A 24,380-nucleotide genomic window follows, 5' to 3' on the forward strand; every position below is an offset into this window, starting at 1 on the left:
CCCACGCAGGGCCCGCACCACTATAGTGAGATAAATTCGAATGTCAATTTGCCTAAAGTCTTGCTCCAGAAGGCTTTAACCGCACTTTTTTCTCGAAATTGTCTGCCGTTTACGCCTTTTATGTCACTTGTGCAATCCGCTATTAGGGGAAGGTGAACGCGTTGTCATTAGTAGCCTAACTGTCTATACTCGGCCACCGACCGCCAGGGGCTTTTGGGCCTGCTTTATTGGGGGTCGCATCCCTGGGTGGTGGTTACCTGACCAGTGCACTCCCCAACAACTTTGCCCTGATTGTTAGGGGCTCTTCAGTGTGAAAAAAAAGCCGTGAAAAGCCAACGACCTGTAAACCTAGACCTAAGGACCATCAAACTCCCCATCACCGGCGTTACGTCGTTTCTTCACCGTGTTTCCGGCATCATCCTCTTCCTGGGCCTTGGCTTCATGCTTTATGCATTGGGCAAGTCTCTGGGTTCCGAGGAAGGTTTTGCCGAGGTGAAGGCATGCTTGACCAGCCCGCTGGCCAAGTTCGTAGCATGGGGCCTCCTGTCCGCTCTTCTGTATCACCTGGTAGCCGGTGTGCGCCACTTGATCATGGACATGGGCATCGGTGAGACGCTGGAAGGCGGCCGCCTGGGCTCGAAAATTATCATCGCCGTTTCCGTGGTGTTGATCGTTCTGGCAGGAGTTTGGATATGGTAACCAGCGTTACGAACCTTTCGCGTTCGGGCCTCTATGACTGGATGGCGCAACGTGTGTCTGCGGTTGTTCTCGCGGCTTATTTCATTTTCCTGATCGGATACCTCGCTGCGAATCCTGGCATTGGCTACGCCCAATGGCATGGCCTGTTCGCCCACAACGGGATGCGTATCTTCAGTCTGCTGGCCCTTGTGGCCCTGGGCGCTCACGCCTGGGTCGGCATGTGGACCATCGCGACCGACTACCTGACGCCGATGGCGCTGGGCAAGTCCGCGACTGCAGTACGTTTCCTTTTCCAGGCGGTATGCGGCGTTGCGATGTTCGCTTACTTCGTCTGGGGTGTGCAGATTCTCTGGGGTATCTGATCCATGGCTAACATTCCAACGATTTCTTTCGACGCCATCATTATTGGTGGCGGCGGTGCCGGCATGCGCGCAGCGCTGCAACTGGCACAAGGCGGTCACAAGACTGCCGTGATCACCAAGGTTTTCCCGACTCGTTCGCACACCGTATCGGCCCAGGGCGGCATCACTTGCGCCATTGCATCTGCGGATCCGAACGATGACTGGCGCTGGCACATGTACGATACCGTCAAGGGTTCCGACTACATCGGTGACCAGGACGCTATCGAATACATGTGTCAGGAAGGTCCGGCCGCAGTTTTTGAACTGGACCACATGGGCCTGCCGTTCTCCCGTACCGAAACCGGTCGCATCTACCAGCGTCCGTTCGGCGGTCAGTCCAAGGACTACGGCAAGGGCGGCCAGGCTGCACGTACCTGCGCGGCGTCCGACCGTACCGGTCACGCGCTGCTGCACACCCTTTATCAGGGCAACCTGAAAGCCGGCACCACGTTCCTGAACGAATACTACGCTGTCGATCTGGTAAAGAACGGTCAAGGCGAGTTCGTCGGTGTGATCGCGATCTGCATCGAAACCGGTGAAACCACCTACATCCGTGCCAAGGCCACCGTACTGGCCACCGGCGGTGCAGGTCGTATCTACGCTTCGACCACCAACGCCCTGATCAACACCGGTGACGGCGTTGGCATGGCGCTGCGTGCCGGCGTACCGGTACAAGACATCGAAATGTGGCAGTTCCACCCGACCGGCATCGCCGGCGCCGGTGTACTGGTAACCGAAGGTTGCCGTGGTGAAGGTGGTTACCTGATCAACAAGCACGGCGAGCGTTTCATGGAGCGTTATGCTCCGAACGCCAAAGACCTTGCCGGTCGTGACGTGGTTGCCCGTTCGATGGTTAAGGAAATCATCGCCGGCAACGGTTGCGGTCCGAATGGCGACCACGTAATGCTCAAGCTCGACCACCTGGGCGAGGAAGTGCTGCACAGCCGTCTGCCAGGCATCTGCGAACTGTCCAAGACTTTCGCGCACGTTGACCCGGTCGTCGCTCCGGTTCCGGTTGTTCCGACTTGCCACTATATGATGGGCGGCGTTGCCACCAACATTCATGGCCAGGCGATCACTCAGGACGCCGAAGGCAAAGACACCATCATTCCTGGCCTGTTCGCGGTTGGTGAAGTGGCTTGCGTATCGGTTCACGGTGCCAACCGTCTGGGCGGCAACTCGTTGCTCGACCTGGTGGTTTTCGGTCGTGCGGCCGGTCTGCACCTGGAAAAAGCGCTGACCGACGGTATCGAATACGACGACGCCACCGACGCCGACATCAATGCGGCCCTGTCGCGTCTGTCCGCTCTGAACGAGCGTACCGATGGTGAAGACGTGGCAACCCTGCGTCGCGAGCTGCAAAGCTGCATGCAGAACTACTTCGGTGTATTCCGTACTGGCGAATACATGCAGAAGGGTATTGCTCAACTGGCTGATCTGCGTGGCCGTATCGCCAACGTCAAGATCAACGACAAGAGCCAGGCGTTCAACACCGCGCGTATCGAAGCGCTGGAGCTGCAGAACCTGCTGGAAGTGGCCGAAGCTACCGCCATTGCTGCAGAAGTACGTAAAGAGTCCCGCGGTGCTCACGCCCGTGAAGACTTTGAAGATCGTGACGACGAAAACTGGCTGTGCCACACCCTGTACTTCCCGGGTGAGAAGCGCGTTGCCAAGCGTGCAGTGAACTTCTCGCCGAAGACTGTTCCGACTTTTGAACCTAAGATTCGGACTTATTAAGGGTGGCCGCCATGTTGCAAGTCAGTGTTTATCGTTACAACCCTGATCAGGACGCTGCGCCGTTCATGCAGGAATTCCAGGTTGATACCGGTGGTAAAGACCTGATGGTGCTGGACGTGCTGGCCCTGATCAAAGAGCAGGACGAGGGTTTCTCCTATCGTCGCTCTTGCCGTGAAGGTGTTTGCGGTTCCGACGGCATGAACATCAACGGCAAAAACGGTCTGGCGTGCATCACGCCGCTGTCTGCCGTCGTAAAAGGTAACAAGCTGATCGTTCGTCCTCTGCCAGGTTTGCCGGTTATCCGTGACTTGGTCGTCGATATGAGCATCTTCTACAAGCAATACGAAAAGGTTAAGCCATACCTGCAGAACGACACGCCGGCTCCGGCCATCGAGCGTCTGCAGTCCCCTGAAGAGCGTGAAAAACTCGACGGTCTGTACGAGTGCATCCTGTGCGCTTGCTGCTCGACTTCGTGCCCGTCCTTCTGGTGGAACCCGGACAAGTTCCTGGGCCCGGCTGCCCTGCTGCAAGCGTACCGCTTCCTGGCAGACAGCCGCGACACCAAGACGTCCGAGCGTCTGGCTTCGCTGGATGACCCGTTCAGCGTATTCCGCTGCCGGGGCATCATGAACTGCGTCAACGTTTGTCCGAAAGGCCTGAACCCGACTAAGGCCATCGGTCACATCCGTAACATGCTGCTGCAAAGCGGCGTGTGATTCAGCTGCTGTACCCGTAGAACCGCTGTACCCGTAGATGCTACGGCGCAGGCTTCAACCGGCGCCGTAGTTTTAACCTGAGCAGCAGCCCATAAGGCTGCGGCTCTTATTTTGAAGAAATGAGACAAGCAGGGGCATCCGGGCTGGTACCCGGACTATCAGCGTGATCCTAAGTGGCTTGTTTTAGTCGCTGCATTCGGACTTCTGCAAGTTTGCTCGGTGTCGACGCCGGTGGTGTTCCCCTAACCGAGGGTGACCAAGCATGCAAGAAAGCGTGATGCAGCGCATGTGGAACAGCGCCTACCTTTCCGGTAGTAACGCTGCCTATGTGGAAGAGCTCTACGAGCTCTACCTGCACGACCCTAACGCTGTGCCAGAAGAGTGGCGCACCTACTTCCAGAAGTTGCCTGCTGATGGCAACACTGCCACCGATGTTTCGCACTCCACAATTCGCGATCATTTCGTCTTGCTGGCAAAGAACCAGCGCCGCGCCCAACCGGTTTCCGCCGGCAGCGTGAGCAGTGAGCACGAGAAGAAGCAAGTTGAAGTGCTGCGATTGATCCAGGCCTACCGTATGCGTGGCCACCAGGCAGCCCAGCTTGACCCGCTGGGGCTGTGGCAGCGTCCTGCACCTGCAGACCTGTCAATCAATCATTACGGCTTGACCAATGCCGATCTTGATACGACCTTCCGTGCCGGCGACCTGTTCATCGGCAAAGAGGAGGCGAGCCTACGCGAAATTCACGAAGCGTTGCAGCAGACATATTGCCGCACCATCGGCGCTGAATTTACGCACATCACCGATTCCGAGCAGCGCCAGTGGTTCCAGCAGCGTCTGGAAAGCGTGCGCGGCCGTCCGACGTACTCCGCCGACATCAAGAGTCACCTGCTCGAGCGCGTCACTGCCGGCGAAGGTCTTGAAAAATACCTTGGGACCAAGTATCCGGGTACCAAGCGTTTCGGTCTGGAAGGCGGCGAGAGCCTGATTCCGATGCTCGATGAACTGATCCAGCGTTCCGGCTCCTACGGCACCAAGGAAATCGTCATCGGCATGGCCCACCGTGGTCGTCTGAACGTGCTGGTCAACACCTTTGGCAAGAACCCGCGCGAGTTGTTCGACGAGTTCGAAGGCAAGAAGAAGGTCGAGCTGGGTTCCGGTGACGTTAAATATCACCAGGGCTTCTCGTCCAACGTCATGACCACCGGCGGTGAAGTTCACCTGGCCATGGCTTTCAACCCGTCTCACCTGGAAATCGTTTCTCCAGTGGTCGAAGGTTCGGTCCGTGCCCGTCAGGATCGTCGTAACGATCCTACCGGTGAAAAGGTTCTGCCGATCTCCATCCACGGTGACGCGGCATTCGCCGGTCAAGGCGTGGTCATGGAAACCTTCCAGATGTCGCAGACCCGCGGTTTCAAGACCGGCGGCACCGTGCACATCGTGATCAACAACCAGGTCGGCTTCACCATCAGCAACCCGCTGGACTCGCGCTCCACCGAGTACGCGACCGACGTTGCGAAGATGATCCAGGCGCCGATCCTCCATGTGAATGGTGATGATCCGGAAGCCGTGTTGTTCGTGACCCAGTTGGCCATCGACTACCGCATGCAGTTCAAGCGTGACGTGGTGATCGATCTGGTCTGCTACCGTCGTCGCGGCCACAACGAGGCTGACGAGCCAAGCGGTACCCAGCCTCTGATGTATCAGCAGATCACCAAGCAGCGCACCACCCGTGAGCTGTATGCCGATCGTCTGACCCAGAGTGGGGTGCTGGACGCTGAGCGTGTTCAGGCGAAAGTCGACGAATACCGCAACGCGCTGGACAACGGTCTGCACGTAGTAAAAAGCCTGGTCAAAGAGCCGAACAAAGAGTTGTTCGTGGACTGGCGTCCGTATCTGGGCCACGCCTGGACCGCGCGTCACGATACTCGCTTCGATCTGAAAACCTTGCAGGAACTGTCCGCCAAGCTGCTGGAGATTCCGGAAGGCTTCGTGGTTCAGCGCCAGGTCTCGAAAATCTACGAAGACCGTCAGAAGATGCAAGCCGGCGGCCTGCCGATCAACTGGGGTTACGCCGAAACCATGGCGTACGCGACCCTGGCGTTCGAAGGTCACCCGATTCGCATGACGGGTCAGGACATCGGTCGCGGTACGTTCTCGCACCGTCACGCTGTCTTGCACAACCAGAAAGACGCGGGTACCTATATCCCGCTGCAAAACCTGTACAAGGGTCAGCCACGTTTCGACCTGTACGATTCGTTCCTGTCCGAAGAAGCGGTTCTGGCGTTCGAATACGGTTATTCGACCACCGAGCCAAACGCTCTGGTTATCTGGGAAGCCCAGTTCGGCGACTTCGCCAACGGTGCCCAGGTGGTTATCGACCAGTTCATCACCAGTGGCGAGCACAAGTGGGGCCGTCTCTGCGGTCTGACCATGCTGTTGCCGCACGGTTATGAAGGTCAGGGTCCGGAGCACTCCTCGGCTCGTCTGGAGCGTTACCTGCAGCTGTGCGCCGAGCACAACATTCAGGTAGCCGTGCCGACTACGCCGGCCCAGATCTACCACTTGCTGCGTCGTCAGGTGATTCGCCCGCTGCGCAAACCATTGGTAGTCCTGACTCCGAAGTCGTTGCTGCGTCACAAGCTGGCCATCTCGACCCTGGAAGATCTGGCCGAAGGTTCGTTCCAGACCGTGATCCCGGAAATCGATGCGCTTGACCCGAAAAAGGTCACTCGCATGATCCTGTGCAGCGGCAAGGTCTACTATGACCTGCTGGAAAAACGCCGTGCCGAAGGTCGTGAAGACATCGCCATCGTGCGTATCGAGCAGCTGTATCCGTTCCCTGAGGACGACCTGATGGAGGCGCTCGCCCCTTACACCAACCTCGAAAACGTGGTTTGGTGCCAGGAAGAGCCGATGAACCAGGGCGCCTGGTACAGCAGCCAGCATCACATGCGTCGCAGCCTGACCAACCATAAACAAGGCCTGGTCCTGGAATACGCTGGTCGTGAGGCGTCTGCCGCACCTGCTTGCGGTTACGCTTCGATGCACGCCGAGCAGCAGGAACAACTGCTGCAAGATGCTTTCACTGTTTAACGCCTTCGCGCACCTGAAACCGAATTTAAGGACCCACAGATAATGGCTATCGAAATCAAAGCCCCCACTTTCCCGGAATCGGTTGCCGATGGCACCGTTGCCACCTGGCACAAAAAACCGGGCGACGCCGTCAAGCGTGACGAACTGATCGTCGACATCGAAACCGACAAAGTCGTACTGGAAGTTCTGGCCACTGCTGATGGCGTGCTGGGCGCGATCGTCAAGAACGAAGGCGACACCGTTCTGTCCGACGAAGTTCTGGGCTCCATCGGTGAGGGCGGTGCTGCCGCCGCTCCAGCCGCTGCTGCACCTGCCGCTGCTGCCGCTGCTCCTGCCGAAGCGGGCGAAGACGATCCTGTTGCTGCACCGGCTGCTCGCAAGCTGGCTGAAGAAAACGGCATCAACATCGCTTCCGTTGCCGGTACTGGCAAAGGCGGTCGTGTGACCAAGGAAGACGTGGTAGCAGCTGTTGCCGCCAAGAAAGCCGCTCCGGCTGCTGCACCTGCCAAGGCTGCTGCACCGGCTGCTTCGGCTCCGGTATTCGCTGCTGGCGACCGCGTAGAAAAACGCGTTCCGATGACCCGTCTGCGTGCCAAGGTTGCCGAGCGTCTGGTTGAAGCTCAATCGAACATGGCCATGCTGACCACTTTCAACGAAGTCGACATGACCGAAGTCATGGCCCTGCGTTCGAAGTACAAGGACCTGTTCGAGAAGTCCCACAACGGCGTACGCCTGGGCTTCATGTCGTTCTTCGTGAAAGCGGCTACCGAAGCGCTGAAACGCTTCCCGGCTGTCAACGCGTCGATCGACGGTGCCGACATCGTTTACCACGGCTACGCCGACGTTGGTGTGGCTGTTTCCAGCGACCGCGGTCTGGTTGTACCGGTTCTGCGTAACGCCGAACTGATGAGCCTGGCTGAAATCGAAGGCGGCATCGCTACCTTCGGCAAGAAAGCCCGTGACGGCAAACTGTCGATGGAAGAAATGACCGGCGGCACGTTCACCATCACCAACGGCGGTACTTTCGGTTCGATGATGTCGACTCCGATCGTCAACCCGCCGCAGGCTGCGATTCTGGGTATGCACAACATCATCCAGCGCCCTATGGCGATCAACGGTCAAGTCGTTATCCGTCCGATGATGTACCTGGCGCTGTCCTACGATCACCGTCTGATCGATGGCAAAGAAGCTGTGACCTTCCTGGTGACCATCAAGAACCTGCTGGAAGACCCGGCTCGTTTGCTGCTGGATATCTGATTTCGTTGCACGGGCCGTTCAATGATGGACGGCCCTTCTGTAATGACCAGCTTCGTCCCACGACGGTCCTCAAAAGGGGCCGTCCGGTTTGATTCGAGAAGGAATGACACATGACTCAGAAATTCGACGTGGTAGTGATTGGCGCGGGTCCTGGCGGCTACGTGGCTGCCATTAAAGCAGCGCAACTGGGCCTCACCACTGCCTGCATCGAGAAATACACCGACAAGGAAGGCAAACTGGCCCTCGGCGGTACTTGCCTGAACGTCGGCTGCATTCCATCCAAGGCGCTGCTGGACAGCTCCTGGAAGTTTCACGAAGCGCAAGACGGCTTCGCGATCCACGGTATCAACCACGCTGGCGTGACCATGGACGTGCCAGCAATGGTCGGCCGTAAAGCCAACATCGTCAAAGGCCTGACCTCCGGCGTTGCAACGCTGTTCAAGGCTAACGGCGTCACTTCGATCCAGGGCCACGGCAAACTGCTGGCTGGCAAGAAAGTCGAAGTCACCAAGCCTGACGGTTCGGTTGAAGTCATCGAAGCCGAAAACGTCATCCTGGCTCCGGGCTCGCGTCCGATCGACATTCCACCGGCTCCGGTCGACCAGAATGTGATCGTCGATTCGACTGGCGCTCTGGAATTCCAATCCGTACCAAAACGCCTGGGTGTAATCGGCGCTGGTGTTATCGGTCTGGAACTGGGTTCGGTATGGTCCCGTCTGGGCGCTGAAGTCACCGTTCTCGAAGCACTGGATACCTTCCTGATGGCAGCGGACACCGCTGTTTCCAAGGAAGCGCTGAAAACCCTGACCAAACAGGGTCTGGACATCAAGCTGGGCGCTCGCGTGACCGGTTCCAAAGTGAACGGCGACGAAGTCGTTGTGAACTACACCGATGCCAACGGCGAACAGAACATCACTTTCGACAAGCTGATCGTAGCCGTTGGTCGCCGTCCGGTGACCACTGATCTGCTGGCTGCCGATTGCGGCGTGACCCTGGACGAGCGCGGTTTCGTGCACGTTGACGATCACTGCGCCACCACCGTACCGGGCGTTTACGCCATCGGTGACGTGGTTCGCGGCATGATGCTGGCTCACAAAGCCTCGGAAGAGGGCATCATGGTTGTCGAGCGCATCAAGGGCCATAAAGCCCAGATGAACTATGACCTGATCCCTTCGGTTATTTATACTCACCCGGAAATCGCGTGGGTCGGTAAAACCGAGCAGGCCTTGAAAGCTGAAGGCGTAGAAGTTAACGTCGGCACCTTCCCGTTCGCAGCCTCTGGCCGTGCCATGGCCGCCAACGATACCGGTGGTTTCGTCAAGGTCATCGCTGATGCCAAGACTGACCGCGTATTGGGCGTCCACGTGATTGGCCCGAGCGCCGCAGAACTGGTTCAGCAGGGCGCGATCGGCATGGAATTCGGCACCAGCGCTGAAGACCTGGGCATGATGGTTTTCTCCCATCCGACCCTGTCTGAAGCCTTGCACGAAGCAGCGTTGGCAGTGAATGGCGGCGCCATCCACATCGCCAACCGCAAGAAACGCTAAGCGGATAATAAGAAACCACGGCGGTACGGCCCGTCGTGAGCCTTGCGAGCAAGACTCACCGCGGAATGTCCGCTGGACGCAGTCTTGCGTAGCTGCACCGGGTACCCGGAAAGGTTACGCAAGCAGCAGTCACAGGTGGTGCGGCACTTGAATGAGTGCAGCACCGAATGCGCAGTACCTAACGAAGACGGTAATAAGCATGAATCTTCACGAGTATCAGGGTAAGCAGCTGTTCGCTGAGTACGGCCTGCCAGTATCCACCGGTTACGCGGTAGACACCCCGGAAGCAGCAGCAGAAGCTTGCGACAAAATCGGCGGCAGCGAATGGGTTGTCAAAGCCCAGGTTCACGCCGGTGGTCGCGGTAAAGCGGGCGGCGTAAAGCTGGTTCGCAGCAAAGAAGACGCTAAAGCATTCGCACAGCAGTGGCTGGGCAAGCGTCTGGTGACTTACCAGACTGACGCCAATGGTCAGCCAGTCACCAAAATCCTGGTTGAATCGTGCACTGATATCGCTAAAGAGCTGTACCTGGGCGCTGTCGTTGACCGTTCGAGCCGTCGCATCGTGTTCATGGCTTCCACCGAAGGTGGCGTGGACATCGAGAAAATTGCTCACGACACTCCAGAAAAAATTCTGAAAGCCACTATCGATCCACTGGTTGGCGCTCAGCCATTCCAGGGTCGCGAGCTGGCATTCCAGCTGGGTCTGGAAGGCAAGCAAGTTGCTCAGTTCGCCAAGATCTTCGTAGGTCTGGCCAAGCTGTTCAAGGATCACGACCTGGCTCTGCTGGAAGTGAACCCGCTGGTGATCAAGGCTGACGGCGATCTGCACTGCCTCGATGCCAAGATCAACATCGACGCCAACGCCATGTACCGTCAGCCTAAGCTGAAGACTTTCCACGATCCGTCGCAAGACGATCCGCGCGAAGCGCACGCTGCCAAGTTCGAACTGAACTACGTAGCACTGGAAGGCAACATCGGTTGCATGGTCAACGGTGCTGGCCTGGCCATGGGTACCATGGACATCGTCAACCTGCATGGCGGCAAACCAGCCAACTTCCTCGACGTGGGCGGCGGTGCTACCAAAGAACGCGTAACCGAAGCGTTCAAGATCATCCTGTCCGACACTAACGTCGCTGCAGTACTGGTCAACATCTTCGGCGGCATCGTTCGTTGCGACATGATTGCCGAAGGCATCATCGGCGCTGTGAAAGAAGTCGGCGTGAAAATCCCGGTTGTTGTTCGCCTTGAAGGCAACAACGCTGAGCTGGGCGCTAAAGTACTGGCAGAAAGCGGTTTGAACATCATCGCTGCTACCAGCCTGACCGACGCTGCTCAACAAGTTGTCAAAGCTGCGGAGGGCAAATAATGAGCGTCCTGATCAATAAAGACACCAAAGTTATCTGCCAGGGTATTACCGGTTCGCAAGGTAGTTTCCACACCCAGCAAGCCATCGAGTACGGCACCAAGATGGTTGGCGGCGTAACTCCAGGCAAAGGCGGCACCGAGCACCTGGGCCTGCCAGTGTTCAACACCGTGAAAGACGCTGTAGCTGCTACTGGCGCCACCGCCAGCGTGATCTACGTTCCAGCTCCTTTCTGCAAGGACTCCATCCTGGAAGCAGCCTTCGGCGGCATCAAGCTGATCGTTTGCATCACTGAAGGCATTCCTACCCTGGACATGCTGGATGCCAAGGTCAAGTGCGACGAGCTGGGCGTAGTCCTGATCGGTCCTAACTGCCCAGGCGTGATCACTCCAGGCGAATGCAAGATCGGCATCATGCCAGGTCACATTCACTTGCCAGGCAAGGTCGGTATCGTTTCCCGTTCCGGCACCCTGACCTACGAAGCTGTGAAGCAGACTACTGACGCCGGTTTCGGTCAGTCGACTTGCGTCGGCATCGGTGGTGACCCGATCCCGGGTTCGAACTTCATCGACATCCTGAAGCTGTTCCAGGAAGACCCGAAGACCGAAGCGATCGTGATGATCGGCGAGATCGGCGGTTCGGCTGAAGAAGAAGCGGCTGCCTACATCAAGGCACACGTGACCAAGCCGGTTGTTTCCTACATCGCTGGTGTGACTGCTCCTCCGGGCAAGCGCATGGGCCATGCTGGCGCAATCATCTCTGGCGGCAAAGGCACTGCAGACGAGAAATTCGCTGCTCTGCAAGACGCAGGCGTTAAAACCGTGCGTTCGCTGGCAGACATCGGCAAGGCCCTGGCCGAGCTGACCGGTTGGGCCGTCAAGTAAGCCTCGCGCTTAACTGACGCTCCACCAAACAAAGGCCACCTTCGGGTGGCCTTTGTCATTTCCGGGGTTTGAGATATTCGCAGCGCTTTTTGTAGCGAGGGAGGTTGTGAAAATTAGATATGTAAACACGACACTGAAATGTCGCGTATCGGATAGTTCGCCCCGTAATAGTGCGTTTGGCGGGCAAATTCGGTAGGCTAGCCGCCATTTTGCGTTTGCGGCCCACAAGGCTGCGGCGCGCTAAACGGGTCAGTCCTATACGGATCGACAGCATTTCCCTCACCCATAAGGGAAATCCCTCTCTAAATTCCGATTCAGTAGTGTGGTATTTCCTTAATGAAAGTGTTGAAAGGCCAGGACATCCTGGCACTGGGCTTCATGACATTTGCCCTGTTCGTCGGGGCTGGCAACATCATCTTCCCGCCTATCGTCGGTTTGCAGTCCGGGCCTAATGTCTGGATGGCGGCGCTGGGTTTTCTGATCACCGCAGTCGGTCTGCCGGTGATCACCGTGGTCGCCTTGGCCAAGGTCGGCGGTGCAATGGATGCCTTGAGCAGCCCGATCGGTAAAATCGCGGGTGGCCTGCTGGCAGCCGCGTGCTACCTCGCTGTCGGCCCGTTGTTCGCGACACCGCGCACCGCGACCGTGTCGTTCGAAGTAGGTCTGGCGCCGCTGACCGGCGAGAGCCCGCTGGCGCTGTTTCTCTATAGCTCGGTGTACTTCCTGCTGGTGTTCTTCATCTCGCTCTATCCGGGCCGTCTGCTGGACACCGTAGGACGATTCCTCGCACCGCTGAAGATCATCGCCCTGGCCGTTCTCGGTATAGCAGCGTTCGCGTTGCCGGCCGGTAACATTGGCGTGGCTACCCCTGAATATGTGGCGGCACCGTTCTCCCAGGGCTTCATCAATGGTTACCTGACCATGGATACCCTGGGTGCGCTGGTATTCGGCATTGTCATCGTCAATGCGATCCGCTCCCGTGGCGTGGAATCGCCGGTGTTGATCACCCGTTACGCGATCATCGCCGGGCTGATTGCTGGTGTAGGTCTGGCGCTGGTTTACGTCAGCCTGTTCCGTCTCGGCTCGGGCAGCCATGAAGTGGCCGCCGGTGCCACCAACGGCGCGGCGGTATTGCACGCCTACGTGCAGCACACCTTCGGTTCGCTCGGTAGCGGTTTCCTCGCGGTGCTGATCTCCCTGGCCTGCCTGGTGACTGCGGTCGGTCTGACCTGCGCCTGTGCCGAATACTTCAGCCGTGTGCTGCCACTGTCCTACAAGACGCTGGTGATCATCCTGGCCGCGTTCTCCCTGCTGGTGTCCAACCTGGGCCTCACCAAGCTGATTGCGTTCTCGATTCCGGTACTGACCGCCATCTACCCGCCGTGCATCGCCCTGGTGGCCCTGAGCTTCTGCAAGGACTTCTGGCATGAGCAGGGTCGCATCGTCGGTCCGGTGATGCTGGTGTCGTTCATTTTCGGCATGATCGACGCTCTCAAGGGCGCCGGTCTGGCCGACTGGATGCCGGCTCAACTGGCTCACCTGCCGCTGAGCGAGCAGGGCCTGGCGTGGCTGGTGCCCTCGGTCATGACCCTGGTGGTTGCCGTGGTTTGCGACCGTCTGCTGGGCAAGCGCGAAGAAGCGCTGGCTTAAGCCGCTTCATGACCCGCCACAAGCGGGCTTGATCTACAAATGGAAATGCCCCGTATCAATCGATACGGGGCATTTTTTATGCGTGTGATGCAGTGTCTTTTTCCTTGGGTTAACGTCGAAGCACTATCCGCAGGTTTCATCATCGTCTACACATCACAAGGAACTGCATGTCGTTCATCCACGCCAATCTGATCCACATCCTCGCCGCGCTCTGGTTTGTCGTCTGCTGGGGTGGCTACACCCGTTACGCGACATGGAAGGGCCGTGACACCGCATGCCTGGCCAGTGTGCTGCACCTGTACCGCGAAGACTGGATGCGCCGCATGCTGTTGCGCGACAACCGCATCGCCGATGCCAGCGTGATCGGTAACCTGGAGCGCAACGCCTCGTTCTTCGCTTCCAGCACGTTGATTATCCTGGCCGGTATTCTCACGGTGTTGGGGGCATCCGAAAGAGCCGTGTCGTTGCTTGCTGATATCCCGATGGTGCAACAGGCTTCCCAAGGCATGTCGGAGATCAAGTTGTTGTGCCTGGCGCTGGTGTTTGTCTATGCGTTCTTTACGTTCAGCTGGTGCATGCGTCAGTACAACTTTGCGGCCATTCTCGTGGGTTCGGCACCGATGATCGGTGAGCGGCATGTGTCCGAGCAAGAGCGTAACGCCTTTGCTTCCCGAGCCGCCCGTGTCATCTCCATGGCGGCCAACCAGTTCAACTTCGGTCTGCGTTCCTATTACTTCGGCATGAGCATGCTGGCGTGGTTTGTCAGCCCCTGGTTGTTCATGTTGATGAGCGCCGGTGTCGTGTTGGTATTGTATCGCCGCGAGTTTCACTCCGACGTTCTTGACGTGATGGTCTATACACCTACAGAGGCGCCATTGCCTGAGCTGAACAAAGAGGCGGCTTGATGAGTATTCCATTCTGGTGTGTGTTTATCAGCGCCTTGTTGATTTTCGTGGCGCGCATGCCGGTGGCCAAGGCGATGAAAGAGCAGGGCGGTTACAACAATCACCTGCCGCGTCAACAACAGGCGCAACTCACAGGTTTCGGCGCCCGGGCGTTGGCGGCCCACCAGAACAGTTTCGAGGCGTTCATTTTGTTTGCGGTCGGGGTGTTGATGGCGCACACCACGCAAACGGCGGGATGGCTGATCGATGCACTGGCGATCGCCTTCGTGATCGCGCGCGTTATCTACTTACTGTGTTATTGGGCTGATCTGGCCTGGCAGCGAAGTCTGGTGTGGTTCGTCGGATTAGTGTGTTCGTTGTTGCTGATGATTAGTCCGACTTTTAGGACTGTTTTGCTCTAAGGACGCGTTTCGAGCAAAATTTCAGATAAAAGAAAACCCGCACTTGGCGGGTTTTCTTTTATCACTAAAAACGCTTTTAGTTTTTAGGTGCTTCTGGAGCGGCTTCTTTTGCCGCTGCTTCGTTCGATTCAGTCTGAGCTTTGGCAGCTTCAGCGTTTTCTTTTGCCGCCTCGTTCACTTTATCCTGAGCTTCGCTCATTTTTTCCTGAGCTTGCTCTGTATGTTGGGTGGCTTCTTGAGCTTTGTCCTCGGATTTTTTACCGCAAGCGGCGAGACCGAGGGAAGCGGTCAACATCAAGGCAATAGCTAAAGTCTTACGCATGGGGTGTTTCTCCTGATGGAAAATATTTACTGGCCTTTCGAGCACAGCGACCAGGGTTAAGTTCCTTAAATCATTCAGATATATAAGTTTGTTTTGCTACGGAACTTTTACTTAAGAGCCGGCTACTTCGCCCGGACACTAAGGAGCGTTTACCAAATGGCCGAAAACCCCGTTTTTGAGCGTGCGATGCGATTCCTGTCGGCGTTGCGCCATTGTCAGGTACTCGGCATGCGCCTTCACAGCGCCAGCAGCGAAGGACTGACGGTGATTCTGCCGTATAGCCCGCAGATCGTCGGCAACCCGCAAACCGGGGTGATTCATGGCGGTGCGCTGACCTCGCTGATGGATACCGCCTGTGGCATGGCCACCCTCTGCGTGCTGCCTGAGTTCGAAGTCTGCCCGACGCTCGACCTGCGCATCGACTACATGCATGCCGCCGAGCCACACAAAGACGTTTACGGCTTCGCCCAATGCTACCGAGTGACTACCGATGTGATTTTTGCGCGCGGTTTTGCCTATCAGGACGACCCCGAACAGCCCATCGCTCATGTAGTGGGCACTTTCATGCGCATGGGCAAGGGCATCAAAGGTACTAAAAACTTTGGCGGCGCCATTTCCGGAGGTACGAAATGACCGACACGTTCAAGGAGCAGCTTCAACAGGCCCATGCTCAGGGGGACTACGCCGCGCTGCTGCAGCTGATTCCTTACGCCGAGCTGATCGGCGTCGAATGTTCGCGGGTAGGAGATGAGCTGCTGTTTCGTCTGCCGGCCAACAAGGACAACATTGGTAACCCTTTACTGCCAGCGATTCATGGTGGGGTGATTGCCGGGTTCATGGAGCTCTCGGCGGCGCTGCACCTGTTGATTTTCACCGGCTCGCCCGGTGTGCCGAAGATTATCGACTTCTCCCTCGACTACCTGCGCGCGGGGCAGTTTCGCGATACCTGGGCCCGATGCCAGGTTTGTCGCCAGGGGCGGCGGGTGGCGAACGTGGCGATTACCGCCTGGCAAAGCACTGAAGCCGAGCCCATTGCCACGGCCCGGGCCCACTTCAAAATCGAAGAGCCCTTGAAATCCTGATCTCAGCCCCCAACTCTGAGGACAACCCGCCGCCGACCCTCAAGGTCGCGGCCACTGCCATCTGATTGGAGTTTGATGACCATGAGTGTGGAAACTCAAAAGGAAACCCTGGGCTTCCAGACCGAGGTGAAGCAGCTGCTGCACCTCATGATCCATTCGCTGTATTCCAACAAGGAAATCTTCCTTCGCGAATTGATCTCGAACGCCTCTGACGCTGTCGATAAATTACGTTTTGAAGCGCTGGCCAAGCCTGAATTGCTGGAAGGCGGCGCTGAGCTGAAAATCCGTGTGAGCTTCGACAAGGACGCTAAAACCGTCACCCTCGAAGACAACGGCATCGGCATGAGCCGTGAAGATGCGGTCACTCACTTGGGCACCATCGCCAAGTCCGGTACCGCCGATTTCATGAAGCACCTGTCTGGTGATCAGAAAAAAGACTCGCACCTGATCGGTCAGTTCGGTGTCGGTTTCTACTCGGCGTTCATCGTCGCCGATAAAGTTGACGTATTCAGCCGCCGTGCCGGCCTCGCTGCCAGCGAAGGTGTGCACTGGTCGTCCAAGGGCGAAGGCGAATTTGAAATCGCCACCGTCGAAAAAGCTGATCGCGGCACCCGTATCGTTCTGCACCTGAAATCCGGCGAAGACGAGTTCGCCGATGGCTGGCGCCTGCGCAACATCATCAAGAAGTATTCCGACCACATCGCCTTGCCGATCGAGTTGCCGAAAGAAGTTGCAGCCGCCGAAGGCGAAGAGAAGCCTGCCGTTGAGTGGGAAACCGTCAACCGCGCCAGCGCCCTGTGGACTCGCCCTCGCACTGAAGTGAAGGACGAGGAATACCAGGAGTTCTACAAGCACGTCGCTCACGATTTCGAAAACCCGCTGAGCTGGAGCCACAACAAAGTCGAGGGCAAGCTCGAGTACACCTCGCTGCTTTATGTGCCGACCCGTGCTCCGTTCGATCTGTACCAGCGTGAAGCGCCGAAAGGCCTGAAGCTGTACGTGCAGCGCGTGTTCGTCATGGATCAGGCTGAGTCGTTCCTGCCGCTGTACCTGCGCTTCATCAAAGGCGTGGTCGATTCCAACGACCTGTCGCTGAACGTGTCGCGGGAAATCCTGCAGAAAGACCCGATCATCGACTCCATGAAATCGGCGCTGACCAAGCGCGTTCTGGACATGCTGGAAAAACTGGCGAAGAACGAGCCTGAGCAATACAAAGGCTTCTGGAAGAACTTCGGTCAGGTCATGAAAGAAGGCCCGGCAGAAGACTTCGCCAACAAAGAAAAAATTGCCGGTCTGCTGCGTTTCGCGTCCACTCAGGGCGATGACGGCGAGCAGGTTGTAGGTCTGGCCGACTACCTGGCCCGTGCCAAGGAAGGTCAGGACAAGATCTACTACCTGACCGGTGAAACCTACGCGCAAGTCAAAAACAGCCCGCACCTGGAAGTTTTCCGCAAGAAAGGCATCGAAGTGCTGCTGCTGACCGACCGTATCGACGAGTGGCTGATGAGCTACCTCAGCGACTTCGACGGCAAGAGCTTTGTCGACGTGGCACGCGGTGACCTGGACCTCGGCAACCTGGATTCGGAAGAAGACAAGAAAGCCGCGGAAGAAGTCGCCAAGTCCAAAGAAGGCCTGGTTGAGCGTCTCAAGACCGCTTTGGGTGAGTCCGTTGCTGAAGTGCGGGTTTCCCATCGCCTGACCGATTCCCCGGCGATTCTGGCCATCGGCGAGCAGGACCTGGGCCTGCAAATGCGTCAGATCCTGGAAGCCAGCGGTCAGAAGGTTCCGGATTCGAAGCCGATCTTCGAATTCAACCCGGCTCACCCGCTGATCGAGAAGCTCGACAACGAGCAGAGCGACGAGCGCTTCGGCGACCTGTCGCACATTCTGTTCGATCAGGCGGCCCTGGCGGCCGGCGACAGCTTGAAAGACCCGGCCGCTTATGTGCGTCGTCTGAACAAGCTGCTGGTTGAACTGTCGGTTTAACCACGTTGTATAAAAACCCGCTTCGGCGGGTTTTTTCATTCTGGTGCTTTTTTACTGGGAGTCAGTCATGAGCCAAATCACTGTTCGATCCGTCGCCTATCAGATCGACGGCCAATCGTATGAAAGCCGTCTGGCCTTCGATGCCGACCATAAAGGCCCGCGTCCGGGTCTGTTGATGGCGCCGAACTGGATGGGCGTCAGCGTCGGCGCCGAGGAGATTGCCAAATCGGTGGCATCCAAGGGTTATGTGGTGCTGATCGCGGATCTGTACGGGCAATCGGTTCGTCCGCAGAACGGCGACGAGGCAGGCGCGGCGATGATGCCGCTGAAGAATGATCGCGCCTTACTGCGCAAACGCATGCAGGCAGCCTTCGAACAACTGCAAGGGCAGGGCGAGGCGGCGGTCGATACCTCGAAACTGGCGACTTTTGGTTTCTGCTTCGGTGGTTGCTGCGCGCTGGAGCTGGCGCGTAGCGGTGCGCCGGTGAAGGCTGCGGTGTCGTTCCACGGTACGCTGGATACGCCGAACGTGAACGATGCGAAAAACATCAAGGGTTCGGTGCTGGTGCTGCATGGCGCTGCCGATCCGCTGGTGCCGAAAGAGCAGCTGCCAGCGTTTGAAGCTGAGATGAATGCCGCCGGTGTGGATTGGCAATTGCTGAGCTATGGCGGCGCGGTGCATTCGTTCACCGACCCGCATGCCAACGTGCCGGGCATGATGATGTATGACGCGAAAACCGCGGCTCGCGCGTTCACGTCGATGCATAACTTGCTGGATGAAGTGTTCAAGGGTTGATTGCTGCTCTCGGTCCGGACGATGATCGTTCCCACGCTCTGCGTGGGAATGCCTCTAGGGGCGCTCGCGGCGTGGGAACGATCAGCCGATCAGTTACAGGGGCGTTGGCGGGCTTCGGTGTTTCGGCAACTCAATCCGCTCACTTTCCCCCGGCACCGTCGGCCAATCCCCGGCCGCCCAGCGCCGACGTGCTTCATCAATCAACGCCGGATCACTGGCCACGAAGTTCCAGTTGATCCGTCGTGGCCCGTCCAGTGGCGCTCCGCCAAACAGCACGGCATGGCAGTCACTCTCGGCGAACAGCGTCATCTCTTCCCCGGCCGGCAGCACTACTAGCGTGTAGGGCTCCAGCAGCTCGCCATCAAGCTGCGCCTCGCCGCTCAACACATACAGCGCCCGTTCTTCATGCTCGGTGGGAATCAGCAGCGTGGTCGCCGTTTGCAGGTTCAATTCGGCATACAGCGTAGGCGAAAGCACCGGGACCGGTGATTCAAGGCAAAAGCCCTTCCCGGCGATCATTCGTATCTTCACGCCAAGGTTTTCGCTGACGGGCAGCGTGGCTGCTGGATGGTGGCTGTAGTGTCCTGGGCCGTGCTCACGGTCCTTGGGCGAAGCCAGCCAGATCTGTAAGCCGTGCATCGTACCGCCACTGTTCTTCAAGGCTTCGGGCGTGCGTTCGACGTGGGCAATCGCACTGCCGGCGGTCATCCAGCTGACATCGCCGGCATTCACCACCTGATCGGATCCGAGGCTGTCCTTGTGCTGGATTTGCCCTTCGAACAGGTAGGTGAGGGTGGACAGCCCGATGTGCGGATGCTGACGGATGTCCATGCCTTTGCCCGGTGGATAACGGGTTTCGAGCATGTGGTCGAAAAACACGAAGGGCCCGACGTTGCGGCATTTGGCTGACGGCAAAGGGCGAAGGATCGGCTGGCCTTCGACATCTTCGGCGCGGGGGCGGATCACGAGCGGAGTGTTCATGGTGCGTTCCAGGCTGAGCGGGTGACGCAGGGAGCATAACCCGCTTGCGCAGCCGTTGCCGCTATTGGCTGAAGGCGCCTTCGGACAGATGAGTCTCGATGCTGACTTCAGAGGTGGTCATCAGCTTGTGTACCGGGCAGCGGTCGGCCACGCGGTGCAGCTCGTCGCGCTGGGCGTCGGTGAGTACGCCCTTGAGCGTGAGTTTGACGTGCAGGGCATATTTGCCTTTCTGCTCTTCACTGTTGTCGCGCTTGACCTCGACCCCGACGCCGGTCAGTGGGATGCCCTTCTTCTTCGCATACAGTTTCAGGGTCAGGGCCTTGCAGGCGCCGAGGGCCGCGTCGAAATAGTCATGGGGCTCTGGCGCGGTGCCTTCGCCACCGGACGACTTGGGAACATCGGCAAACAGTTCATGGTCATCGATCTGGACGCTGTGACGAAAACCTTCGGCGGAGACAGTATTGACGGTAACAGTCATGGGAAACCTCGCAGGGATCAGGAAAAGTCATTCGATCAAAAAAGACCCTGAATTTATAGAGTATTCCTTCACGTTCGCGTTCCTATTTCTTGCCGGACGATTTGGCCACAGCTCAAAGTTGTCATTGTCCTGTCCCCCGCTTAACGCCAGACGAAAAAAAGCCCCGCGTTTGCGGGGCTTTCATGTCGGTCCGGATCAGCTGCCTTTGACCGTCTTGCCGTTGACCGTACCGTCGAGGAGCATGATGTTGTACTCCTTGCCGTCGGTTTCGACCTGTTGCAGACGGACCAGCAGGTAATCCCAATCCTTGGCGAACCACAGCACGGTGATGCGCTTGCTTTGTGTCGGATCGCGCACGCGCTCGACCTTGACCGCATCGATCTGGCCTGCCTTGGTGTCGACTTTCTCCGAGCCCAGCACGCGGAAGTCATAGGTATCGACTTCGCCGGCATCGACGACCTGATAGCTCATGCTTTTCTTGCCGGAGGCCACGTCATGCTGCAGCGCCAGTTGATAGGTGGACTTGTCGACCATGCCGCGGTTGAGCGGGAGCTTGACGGCGTCACCGCGATCGGTGCCGGTGACCATCTTGTTGGTCCAATCGAAATCCAGATCAGCCTTCTTGGCTTTGCCCAGGCCACCGCGTTCGAAGTGGTAGGACTGCGGCAGCAGCGTGTCCTTGTCCAGGGTCAGGGTGCTTTCTTCGGTCAGGCTGGCGATCATCATCGATGCCTTGAAGCTGAGTTTCCAGACGCCGTTGGCTTCCTTGGTCAGGCTGCGTTCGGCGGTGCCGCTCATGGGCAGTTGCTTCCAGTCGGCGGTGTAGCTGGCGGAGAAGGGATGAAGGTCCGCGGCCTGCGCAAACGGCAGGGCGAGCAGGGCGCAAGCGAAGAGCAGGGCACGACGCATAAAATCTCCTAGGTTCGAATCAAGTGGCCGCTGGCCGCGAGTAACTGTCCGTCCAGTAAAGCACCTTGTTCGCCGAGTGATAAACGGCCTTCGGCAAACCAGCGTACGGCCATCGGGTAGATCAGGTGTTCCTGGGTGTGGACTCGCTGCGCCAGACTCTGCGGCGAATCGTGCAACTCTACCGGTATTACTGCCTGTACGACCAGTGGTCCGCCATCGAGTTCCTCGGTGACGAAGTGCACGGAGCAGCCGTGTTCCGTATCGCCGGCCTCCAGCGCGCGCTGATGAGTGTGTAACCCTTTGTATTTGGGCAGCAGCGAGGGATGGATATTGAGCAGGCGACCCTGGTAATGGCGCACGAAGTCAGCGCTGAGAATGCGCATGAAACCGGCCAGTACCACGAGTTTGGGGTTGAAGGCGTCGATCAGTTCGATCAGCGCGGCATCGAAGGCCTCGCGGCCCTCGAAAGCCTTGTGATCCAGGGTGCGGGTGTCGATACCCGCGTCCCTGGCGCGTTGCAGGCCGTAGGCGTCGGCGCGGTTGGAAATCACCGCAGCAATGCGGGCCGGGCTGTCGCCGGTCCGCGTGCTGTCGATCAAGGCCTGCAAGTTACTGCCGGTGCCGGACAGCAGCACCACCACATCACAGGTCTGGGACATTAATGAGCCTTGAGGTTCTTCAGTTCGACCTGAGCCGCGCCTTCGGCAGCGGTGGCGATCTGACCGATGACCCATGGCTGCTCGCCAGCTTCACGCAGGACGTTCAGCGCGGTTTCAACGTGCTCTTGAGCCACGCAGATGACCATGCCGACGCCGCAGTTCAGCACGCGGTGCATTTCGGTTTCGTCGACGTTGCCTTTCTCTTGCAGCCAGTCGAACACCGCAGGGCGGGTCCAGCTCGCGACGTCAACCACCGCTTGAGCGCCTTTTGGCAGTACGCGCGGGATGTTGTCCAGCAGGCCGCCACCGGTGATGTGGGCCATGGCTTTGACGGCGCCGGTGTCCTTGATCAGCTTGAGCAGCGGCTTCACGTAGATACGGGTCGGAGCCATCAGCAGGTCGGTCAGCGGTTTGCCGTCGAGCTGGATATTCTCGATGTCGGAACCCGACACTTCGATGATCTTGCGGATCAGCGAGTAGCCGTTGGAGTGCGGGCCGGAAGACGGCAGGGCGAGCAGGGCATCGCCGGCAGCGACTTTTGAACCGTCGATGATTTCGGATTTTTCCACGACGCCGACGCAGAAGCCGGCCAGGTCGTAGTCTTCACCTTCATACATGCCAGGCATTTCAGCGGTTTCGCCGCCGACCAGGGAGCAGCCGGACAGTTCACAGCCGGCGCCGATGCCGGTTACAACCTGAGCAGCGGTGTCGACGTTCAGTTTGCCGGTAGCGTAGTAGTCGAGGAAGAACAGCGGCTCAGCGCCGCAGACCACCAGGTCGTTCACGCACATGGCCACCAGGTCGATGCCGATGCTGTCGTGCTTGTTCAGGTTCAGCGCCAGGCGCAGCTTGGTGCCGACGCCGTCAGTGCCCGATACCAGCACCGGTTGTTTGTAACCGGCCGGGATTTCGCAGAGGGCGCCGAAACCGCCCAGGCCGCCCATGACTTCCGGGCGCGCAGTGCGCTTGGCGACGCTCTTGATGCGTTCGACCAATGCTTCACCGGCGTCGATGTCTACACCGGCGTCCTTGTAGCTCAGGGAGGGTTGCTTGCTCATGATCCAGGCCTTTAGGGGGGATTCAGGGGTAACGACCGAGTTCAGCGGGCCTGTCGAAATTGATGAGGCAATTGCCTCACGCGCTATTTCGACACTACCCGGCTGTAGCCGGTCTGCGAAGGCGCGCGATTTTATCAGGCTTGAGGGGCAGCGGCCATCCTCGTGCCGACGGGCAGGGGCATATCGCGTTAAAAAAACTGATATTGCCCGTGTTGGCGACGTCCCACATGGCTGTATAAGGTACGACGTTAACCGTCTATCGTTATGACAGTGCGAAAACTTACCGCGATCGTGTGAATGTTTTGCTTGGGCCTGCGGTCACAGCCCTGGCTCAATCGTCTTCATGCGGTCTGTTCCAGCCGCTCTTGTCGTCAGGAATCTTCCATGCGTTTTCTTAAATTCTTGTTCGTGGGCTGTTTATCCGTGGTCAGCCTGGCCAGCCATGCCGAAACCGTCAAAGGCCTCTATCAAGTGCGCCAACCGGTCAGCGGCCAGACACCGGAGGAGCGCGACCAGGCGACTCAGCAGGCGCTGGAAACGCTGGTGTTGCGCTTGACCGGCGATCCCAAGGCGGCGCAAAGCCCTGGCCTTGCGGCCGTGCGCAAAGACCCTCAGCAGATCATCAGTCAGTTCGGCTACGACGCCGGGCCACCGCAAGTGCTGAAAGTCGATTTCGACCCGGCCACCACCGAGCAGGCCTTGCGTCGTGCCGGGCTGGCCGTGTGGGGGGCCAATCGGCCGTCGATCCTCGGCTGGTGGTTGAACGATTCCACCGAAGGTTCGAGCCTGGTCGGCGATGGTCAGGCCAGTGCTGCGCCCTTGCGTCGGGCGGCTCAGCACCGAGGCCTGCCGCTGCGTTTGCCGCTGGCTGACCTGAATGAACAGATCGTCGCCACGGCACCGAATCTGGAAGGTGCCGACCCTGCGCCACTGCGCAGTGCCTCCGATCGTTACAATGCCGATGCCTTGCTGGCGGTGCATGCCCGTGAAGAAGGGGGGCAATGGCAAGCCAAGTGGCGACTGTGGCTGGGCGATCAGAAAGAGGCCGGCAGCGTGCAGGGCGCCGATACCGCCGCCGTGGCCGATGCGGTGATGCTGGCGGTCAGCGAGCGTCTGGCGTCGCGTTTCGTTGCCAAGCCAGGTGTGTCGGGCGAGCAGTTGTTGGAAGTGCAGGGCATGAATCTGGAGCGTTATGCGACGCTTGGGCGTTTGTTGGAGCCTTTTGGCGCGTGTCTGCAAAGTGTCGATGGTGACCGCGTGCTTTATCGCGTCAACGGCAGTGCCGATCAGCTGCGAGCTCAGTTGTCCCTGGCGCAATTGCAGGAGGTTCCGGCCAGTCAGGTGCCGGCACCTGTTCAGCCGGTGACTGTGGGTTCTGCGCCGGCCGCAGCGCCAGCGCCTGCCCCGACGCCGCAGTTGCATTTCCGTTGGTGAGTTTTTTCTTTATATAGAAGC

23 protein-coding genes are annotated in these 24,380 nt (G+C 58.4%); 17 read left to right on the plus strand and 6 right to left on the minus strand.

The window, feature by feature from the left end; all coding sequences use genetic code 11:
- Nucleotides 1-324 precede the first annotated feature (324 nt).
- From sdhC to AC07VO_RS19850, 12 genes are all read left to right on the plus strand, one after another.
- A complete protein-coding gene (sdhC, locus tag AC07VO_RS19795) occupies nucleotides 325-699 on the plus strand; it encodes a succinate dehydrogenase, cytochrome b556 subunit (protein WP_015096190.1) in 375 nt (124 codons plus the stop codon).
- The gene (gene sdhD / locus AC07VO_RS19800; protein WP_003210573.1) at nucleotides 693-1,061 is read left to right on the plus strand and encodes a succinate dehydrogenase, hydrophobic membrane anchor protein; all 369 of its coding nucleotides are present in this window, start codon (nucleotides 693-695) and stop codon (nucleotides 1,059-1,061) included. Before sdhC ends, sdhD begins: the two co-directional genes overlap by 7 nt.
- Nucleotides 1,062-1,064: 3 nt before the next feature.
- A complete protein-coding gene (gene sdhA, locus AC07VO_RS19805) occupies nucleotides 1,065-2,837 on the plus strand; it encodes a succinate dehydrogenase flavoprotein subunit (RefSeq protein WP_018925106.1) in 1,773 nt (590 codons plus the stop codon).
- 11 nt (nucleotides 2,838-2,848) lie between these two features.
- On the plus strand, nucleotides 2,849-3,553 hold the full coding sequence (locus AC07VO_RS19810) for a succinate dehydrogenase iron-sulfur subunit (protein WP_018925107.1): 705 nt from the start codon (nucleotides 2,849-2,851) through the stop codon (nucleotides 3,551-3,553).
- A 262-nt stretch (nucleotides 3,554-3,815) separates the two neighbouring features.
- Nucleotides 3,816-6,647 (plus strand): 2-oxoglutarate dehydrogenase E1 component, encoded by a 2,832-nt coding sequence (locus tag AC07VO_RS19815; protein ID WP_018925108.1) that lies wholly within the window; start codon nucleotides 3,816-3,818, stop codon nucleotides 6,645-6,647.
- A gap of 42 nt (nucleotides 6,648-6,689) precedes the next feature.
- Nucleotides 6,690-7,904, plus strand: a complete 1,215-nt coding sequence (gene odhB / locus AC07VO_RS19820; protein WP_018925109.1) for a 2-oxoglutarate dehydrogenase complex dihydrolipoyllysine-residue succinyltransferase — start codon at nucleotides 6,690-6,692, stop codon at nucleotides 7,902-7,904.
- A 110-nt stretch (nucleotides 7,905-8,014) separates the two neighbouring features.
- Entirely contained in the window at nucleotides 8,015-9,451 is a 1,437-nt protein-coding gene (gene lpdA, locus AC07VO_RS19825; RefSeq protein ID WP_018925110.1) for a dihydrolipoyl dehydrogenase, read from the plus strand.
- A 199-nt stretch (nucleotides 9,452-9,650) separates the two neighbouring features.
- Nucleotides 9,651-10,817 carry an ADP-forming succinate--CoA ligase subunit beta gene (gene sucC / locus AC07VO_RS19830; protein WP_007919879.1) on the plus strand — a complete coding sequence of 389 codons (1,167 nt, stop codon included), beginning with the start codon at nucleotides 9,651-9,653 and terminating at the stop codon, nucleotides 10,815-10,817.
- Nucleotides 10,817-11,698, plus strand: a complete 882-nt coding sequence (gene sucD / locus AC07VO_RS19835; RefSeq protein WP_007919877.1) for a succinate--CoA ligase subunit alpha — start codon at nucleotides 10,817-10,819, stop codon at nucleotides 11,696-11,698. The genes sucC and sucD overlap by 1 nt, the downstream gene beginning before the upstream one ends.
- A 336-nt stretch (nucleotides 11,699-12,034) precedes the next feature.
- Nucleotides 12,035-13,348 carry a branched-chain amino acid transport system II carrier protein gene (gene brnQ, locus AC07VO_RS19840; RefSeq protein ID WP_086945840.1) on the plus strand — a complete coding sequence of 438 codons (1,314 nt, stop codon included), beginning with the start codon at nucleotides 12,035-12,037 and terminating at the stop codon, nucleotides 13,346-13,348.
- 167 nt (nucleotides 13,349-13,515) lie between these two features.
- Nucleotides 13,516-14,253 carry a DUF599 domain-containing protein gene (locus AC07VO_RS19845; RefSeq protein WP_018925112.1) on the plus strand — a complete coding sequence of 246 codons (738 nt, stop codon included), beginning with the start codon at nucleotides 13,516-13,518 and terminating at the stop codon, nucleotides 14,251-14,253.
- A complete protein-coding gene (locus AC07VO_RS19850; RefSeq protein WP_018925113.1) occupies nucleotides 14,253-14,654 on the plus strand; it encodes an MAPEG family protein in 402 nt (133 codons plus the stop codon). Before AC07VO_RS19845 ends, AC07VO_RS19850 begins: the two co-directional genes overlap by 1 nt.
- Before the next feature lie 76 nt (nucleotides 14,655-14,730).
- Here the strand turns inward: AC07VO_RS19850 and AC07VO_RS19855 are convergent, their stop codons facing one another.
- Nucleotides 14,731-14,976 carry a hypothetical protein gene (locus tag AC07VO_RS19855; protein WP_064619386.1) on the minus strand — a complete coding sequence of 82 codons (246 nt, stop codon included), beginning with the start codon at nucleotides 14,974-14,976 and terminating at the stop codon, nucleotides 14,731-14,733.
- Between the two features lie 156 nt (nucleotides 14,977-15,132).
- On the opposite strand from AC07VO_RS19855, the gene AC07VO_RS19860 reads away from it, so the two are divergent.
- The 4 genes from AC07VO_RS19860 to AC07VO_RS19875 all read left to right on the plus strand — a co-directional run bounded on the left by AC07VO_RS19860 (nucleotide 15,133) and on the right by AC07VO_RS19875 (nucleotide 18,840).
- Nucleotides 15,133-15,609 carry a PaaI family thioesterase gene (locus AC07VO_RS19860; RefSeq protein WP_086945839.1) on the plus strand — a complete coding sequence of 159 codons (477 nt, stop codon included), beginning with the start codon at nucleotides 15,133-15,135 and terminating at the stop codon, nucleotides 15,607-15,609.
- Nucleotides 15,606-16,058, plus strand: a complete 453-nt coding sequence (locus AC07VO_RS19865; RefSeq protein ID WP_019579626.1) for a PaaI family thioesterase — start codon at nucleotides 15,606-15,608, stop codon at nucleotides 16,056-16,058. The genes AC07VO_RS19860 and AC07VO_RS19865 overlap by 4 nt, the downstream gene beginning before the upstream one ends.
- Before the next feature lie 81 nt (nucleotides 16,059-16,139).
- Entirely contained in the window at nucleotides 16,140-18,044 is a 1,905-nt protein-coding gene (htpG, locus tag AC07VO_RS19870) for a molecular chaperone HtpG (protein WP_026331729.1), read from the plus strand.
- A gap of 67 nt (nucleotides 18,045-18,111) precedes the next feature.
- Nucleotides 18,112-18,840 carry a dienelactone hydrolase family protein gene (locus AC07VO_RS19875; protein WP_086945838.1) on the plus strand — a complete coding sequence of 243 codons (729 nt, stop codon included), beginning with the start codon at nucleotides 18,112-18,114 and terminating at the stop codon, nucleotides 18,838-18,840.
- Nucleotides 18,841-18,933: 93 nt separating this feature from the next.
- Here the strand turns inward: AC07VO_RS19875 and AC07VO_RS19880 are convergent, their stop codons facing one another.
- The 5 genes from AC07VO_RS19880 to purM form a co-directional block, all read right to left on the minus strand.
- A complete protein-coding gene (locus AC07VO_RS19880; RefSeq protein WP_138866099.1) occupies nucleotides 18,934-19,821 on the minus strand; it encodes a pirin family protein in 888 nt (295 codons plus the stop codon).
- A 61-nt stretch (nucleotides 19,822-19,882) separates the two neighbouring features.
- The gene (locus tag AC07VO_RS19885; RefSeq protein WP_007936063.1) at nucleotides 19,883-20,299 is read right to left on the minus strand and encodes an OsmC family protein; all 417 of its coding nucleotides are present in this window, start codon (nucleotides 20,297-20,299) and stop codon (nucleotides 19,883-19,885) included.
- A 195-nt stretch (nucleotides 20,300-20,494) separates the two neighbouring features.
- Nucleotides 20,495-21,208 carry a DUF3108 domain-containing protein gene (locus tag AC07VO_RS19890; RefSeq protein ID WP_064619375.1) on the minus strand — a complete coding sequence of 238 codons (714 nt, stop codon included), beginning with the start codon at nucleotides 21,206-21,208 and terminating at the stop codon, nucleotides 20,495-20,497.
- A gap of 8 nt (nucleotides 21,209-21,216) precedes the next feature.
- The gene (gene purN / locus AC07VO_RS19895; protein ID WP_018925121.1) at nucleotides 21,217-21,867 is read right to left on the minus strand and encodes a phosphoribosylglycinamide formyltransferase; all 651 of its coding nucleotides are present in this window, start codon (nucleotides 21,865-21,867) and stop codon (nucleotides 21,217-21,219) included.
- Nucleotides 21,867-22,925 (minus strand): phosphoribosylformylglycinamidine cyclo-ligase, encoded by a 1,059-nt coding sequence (purM, locus tag AC07VO_RS19900; RefSeq protein WP_007936066.1) that lies wholly within the window; start codon nucleotides 22,923-22,925, stop codon nucleotides 21,867-21,869. Before purM ends, purN begins: the two co-directional genes overlap by 1 nt.
- Nucleotides 22,926-23,309: 384 nt before the next feature.
- Here purM and AC07VO_RS19905 point away from each other — a divergent pair, with 384 nt between their 5' ends.
- Nucleotides 23,310-24,359 carry a DUF2066 domain-containing protein gene (locus AC07VO_RS19905; protein ID WP_495007664.1) on the plus strand — a complete coding sequence of 350 codons (1,050 nt, stop codon included), beginning with the start codon at nucleotides 23,310-23,312 and terminating at the stop codon, nucleotides 24,357-24,359.
- Nucleotides 24,360-24,380: the final 21 nt, after the last annotated feature.

It is taken from the genome of Pseudomonas sp. GW821-FHT03E01 (assembly GCF_059420765.1).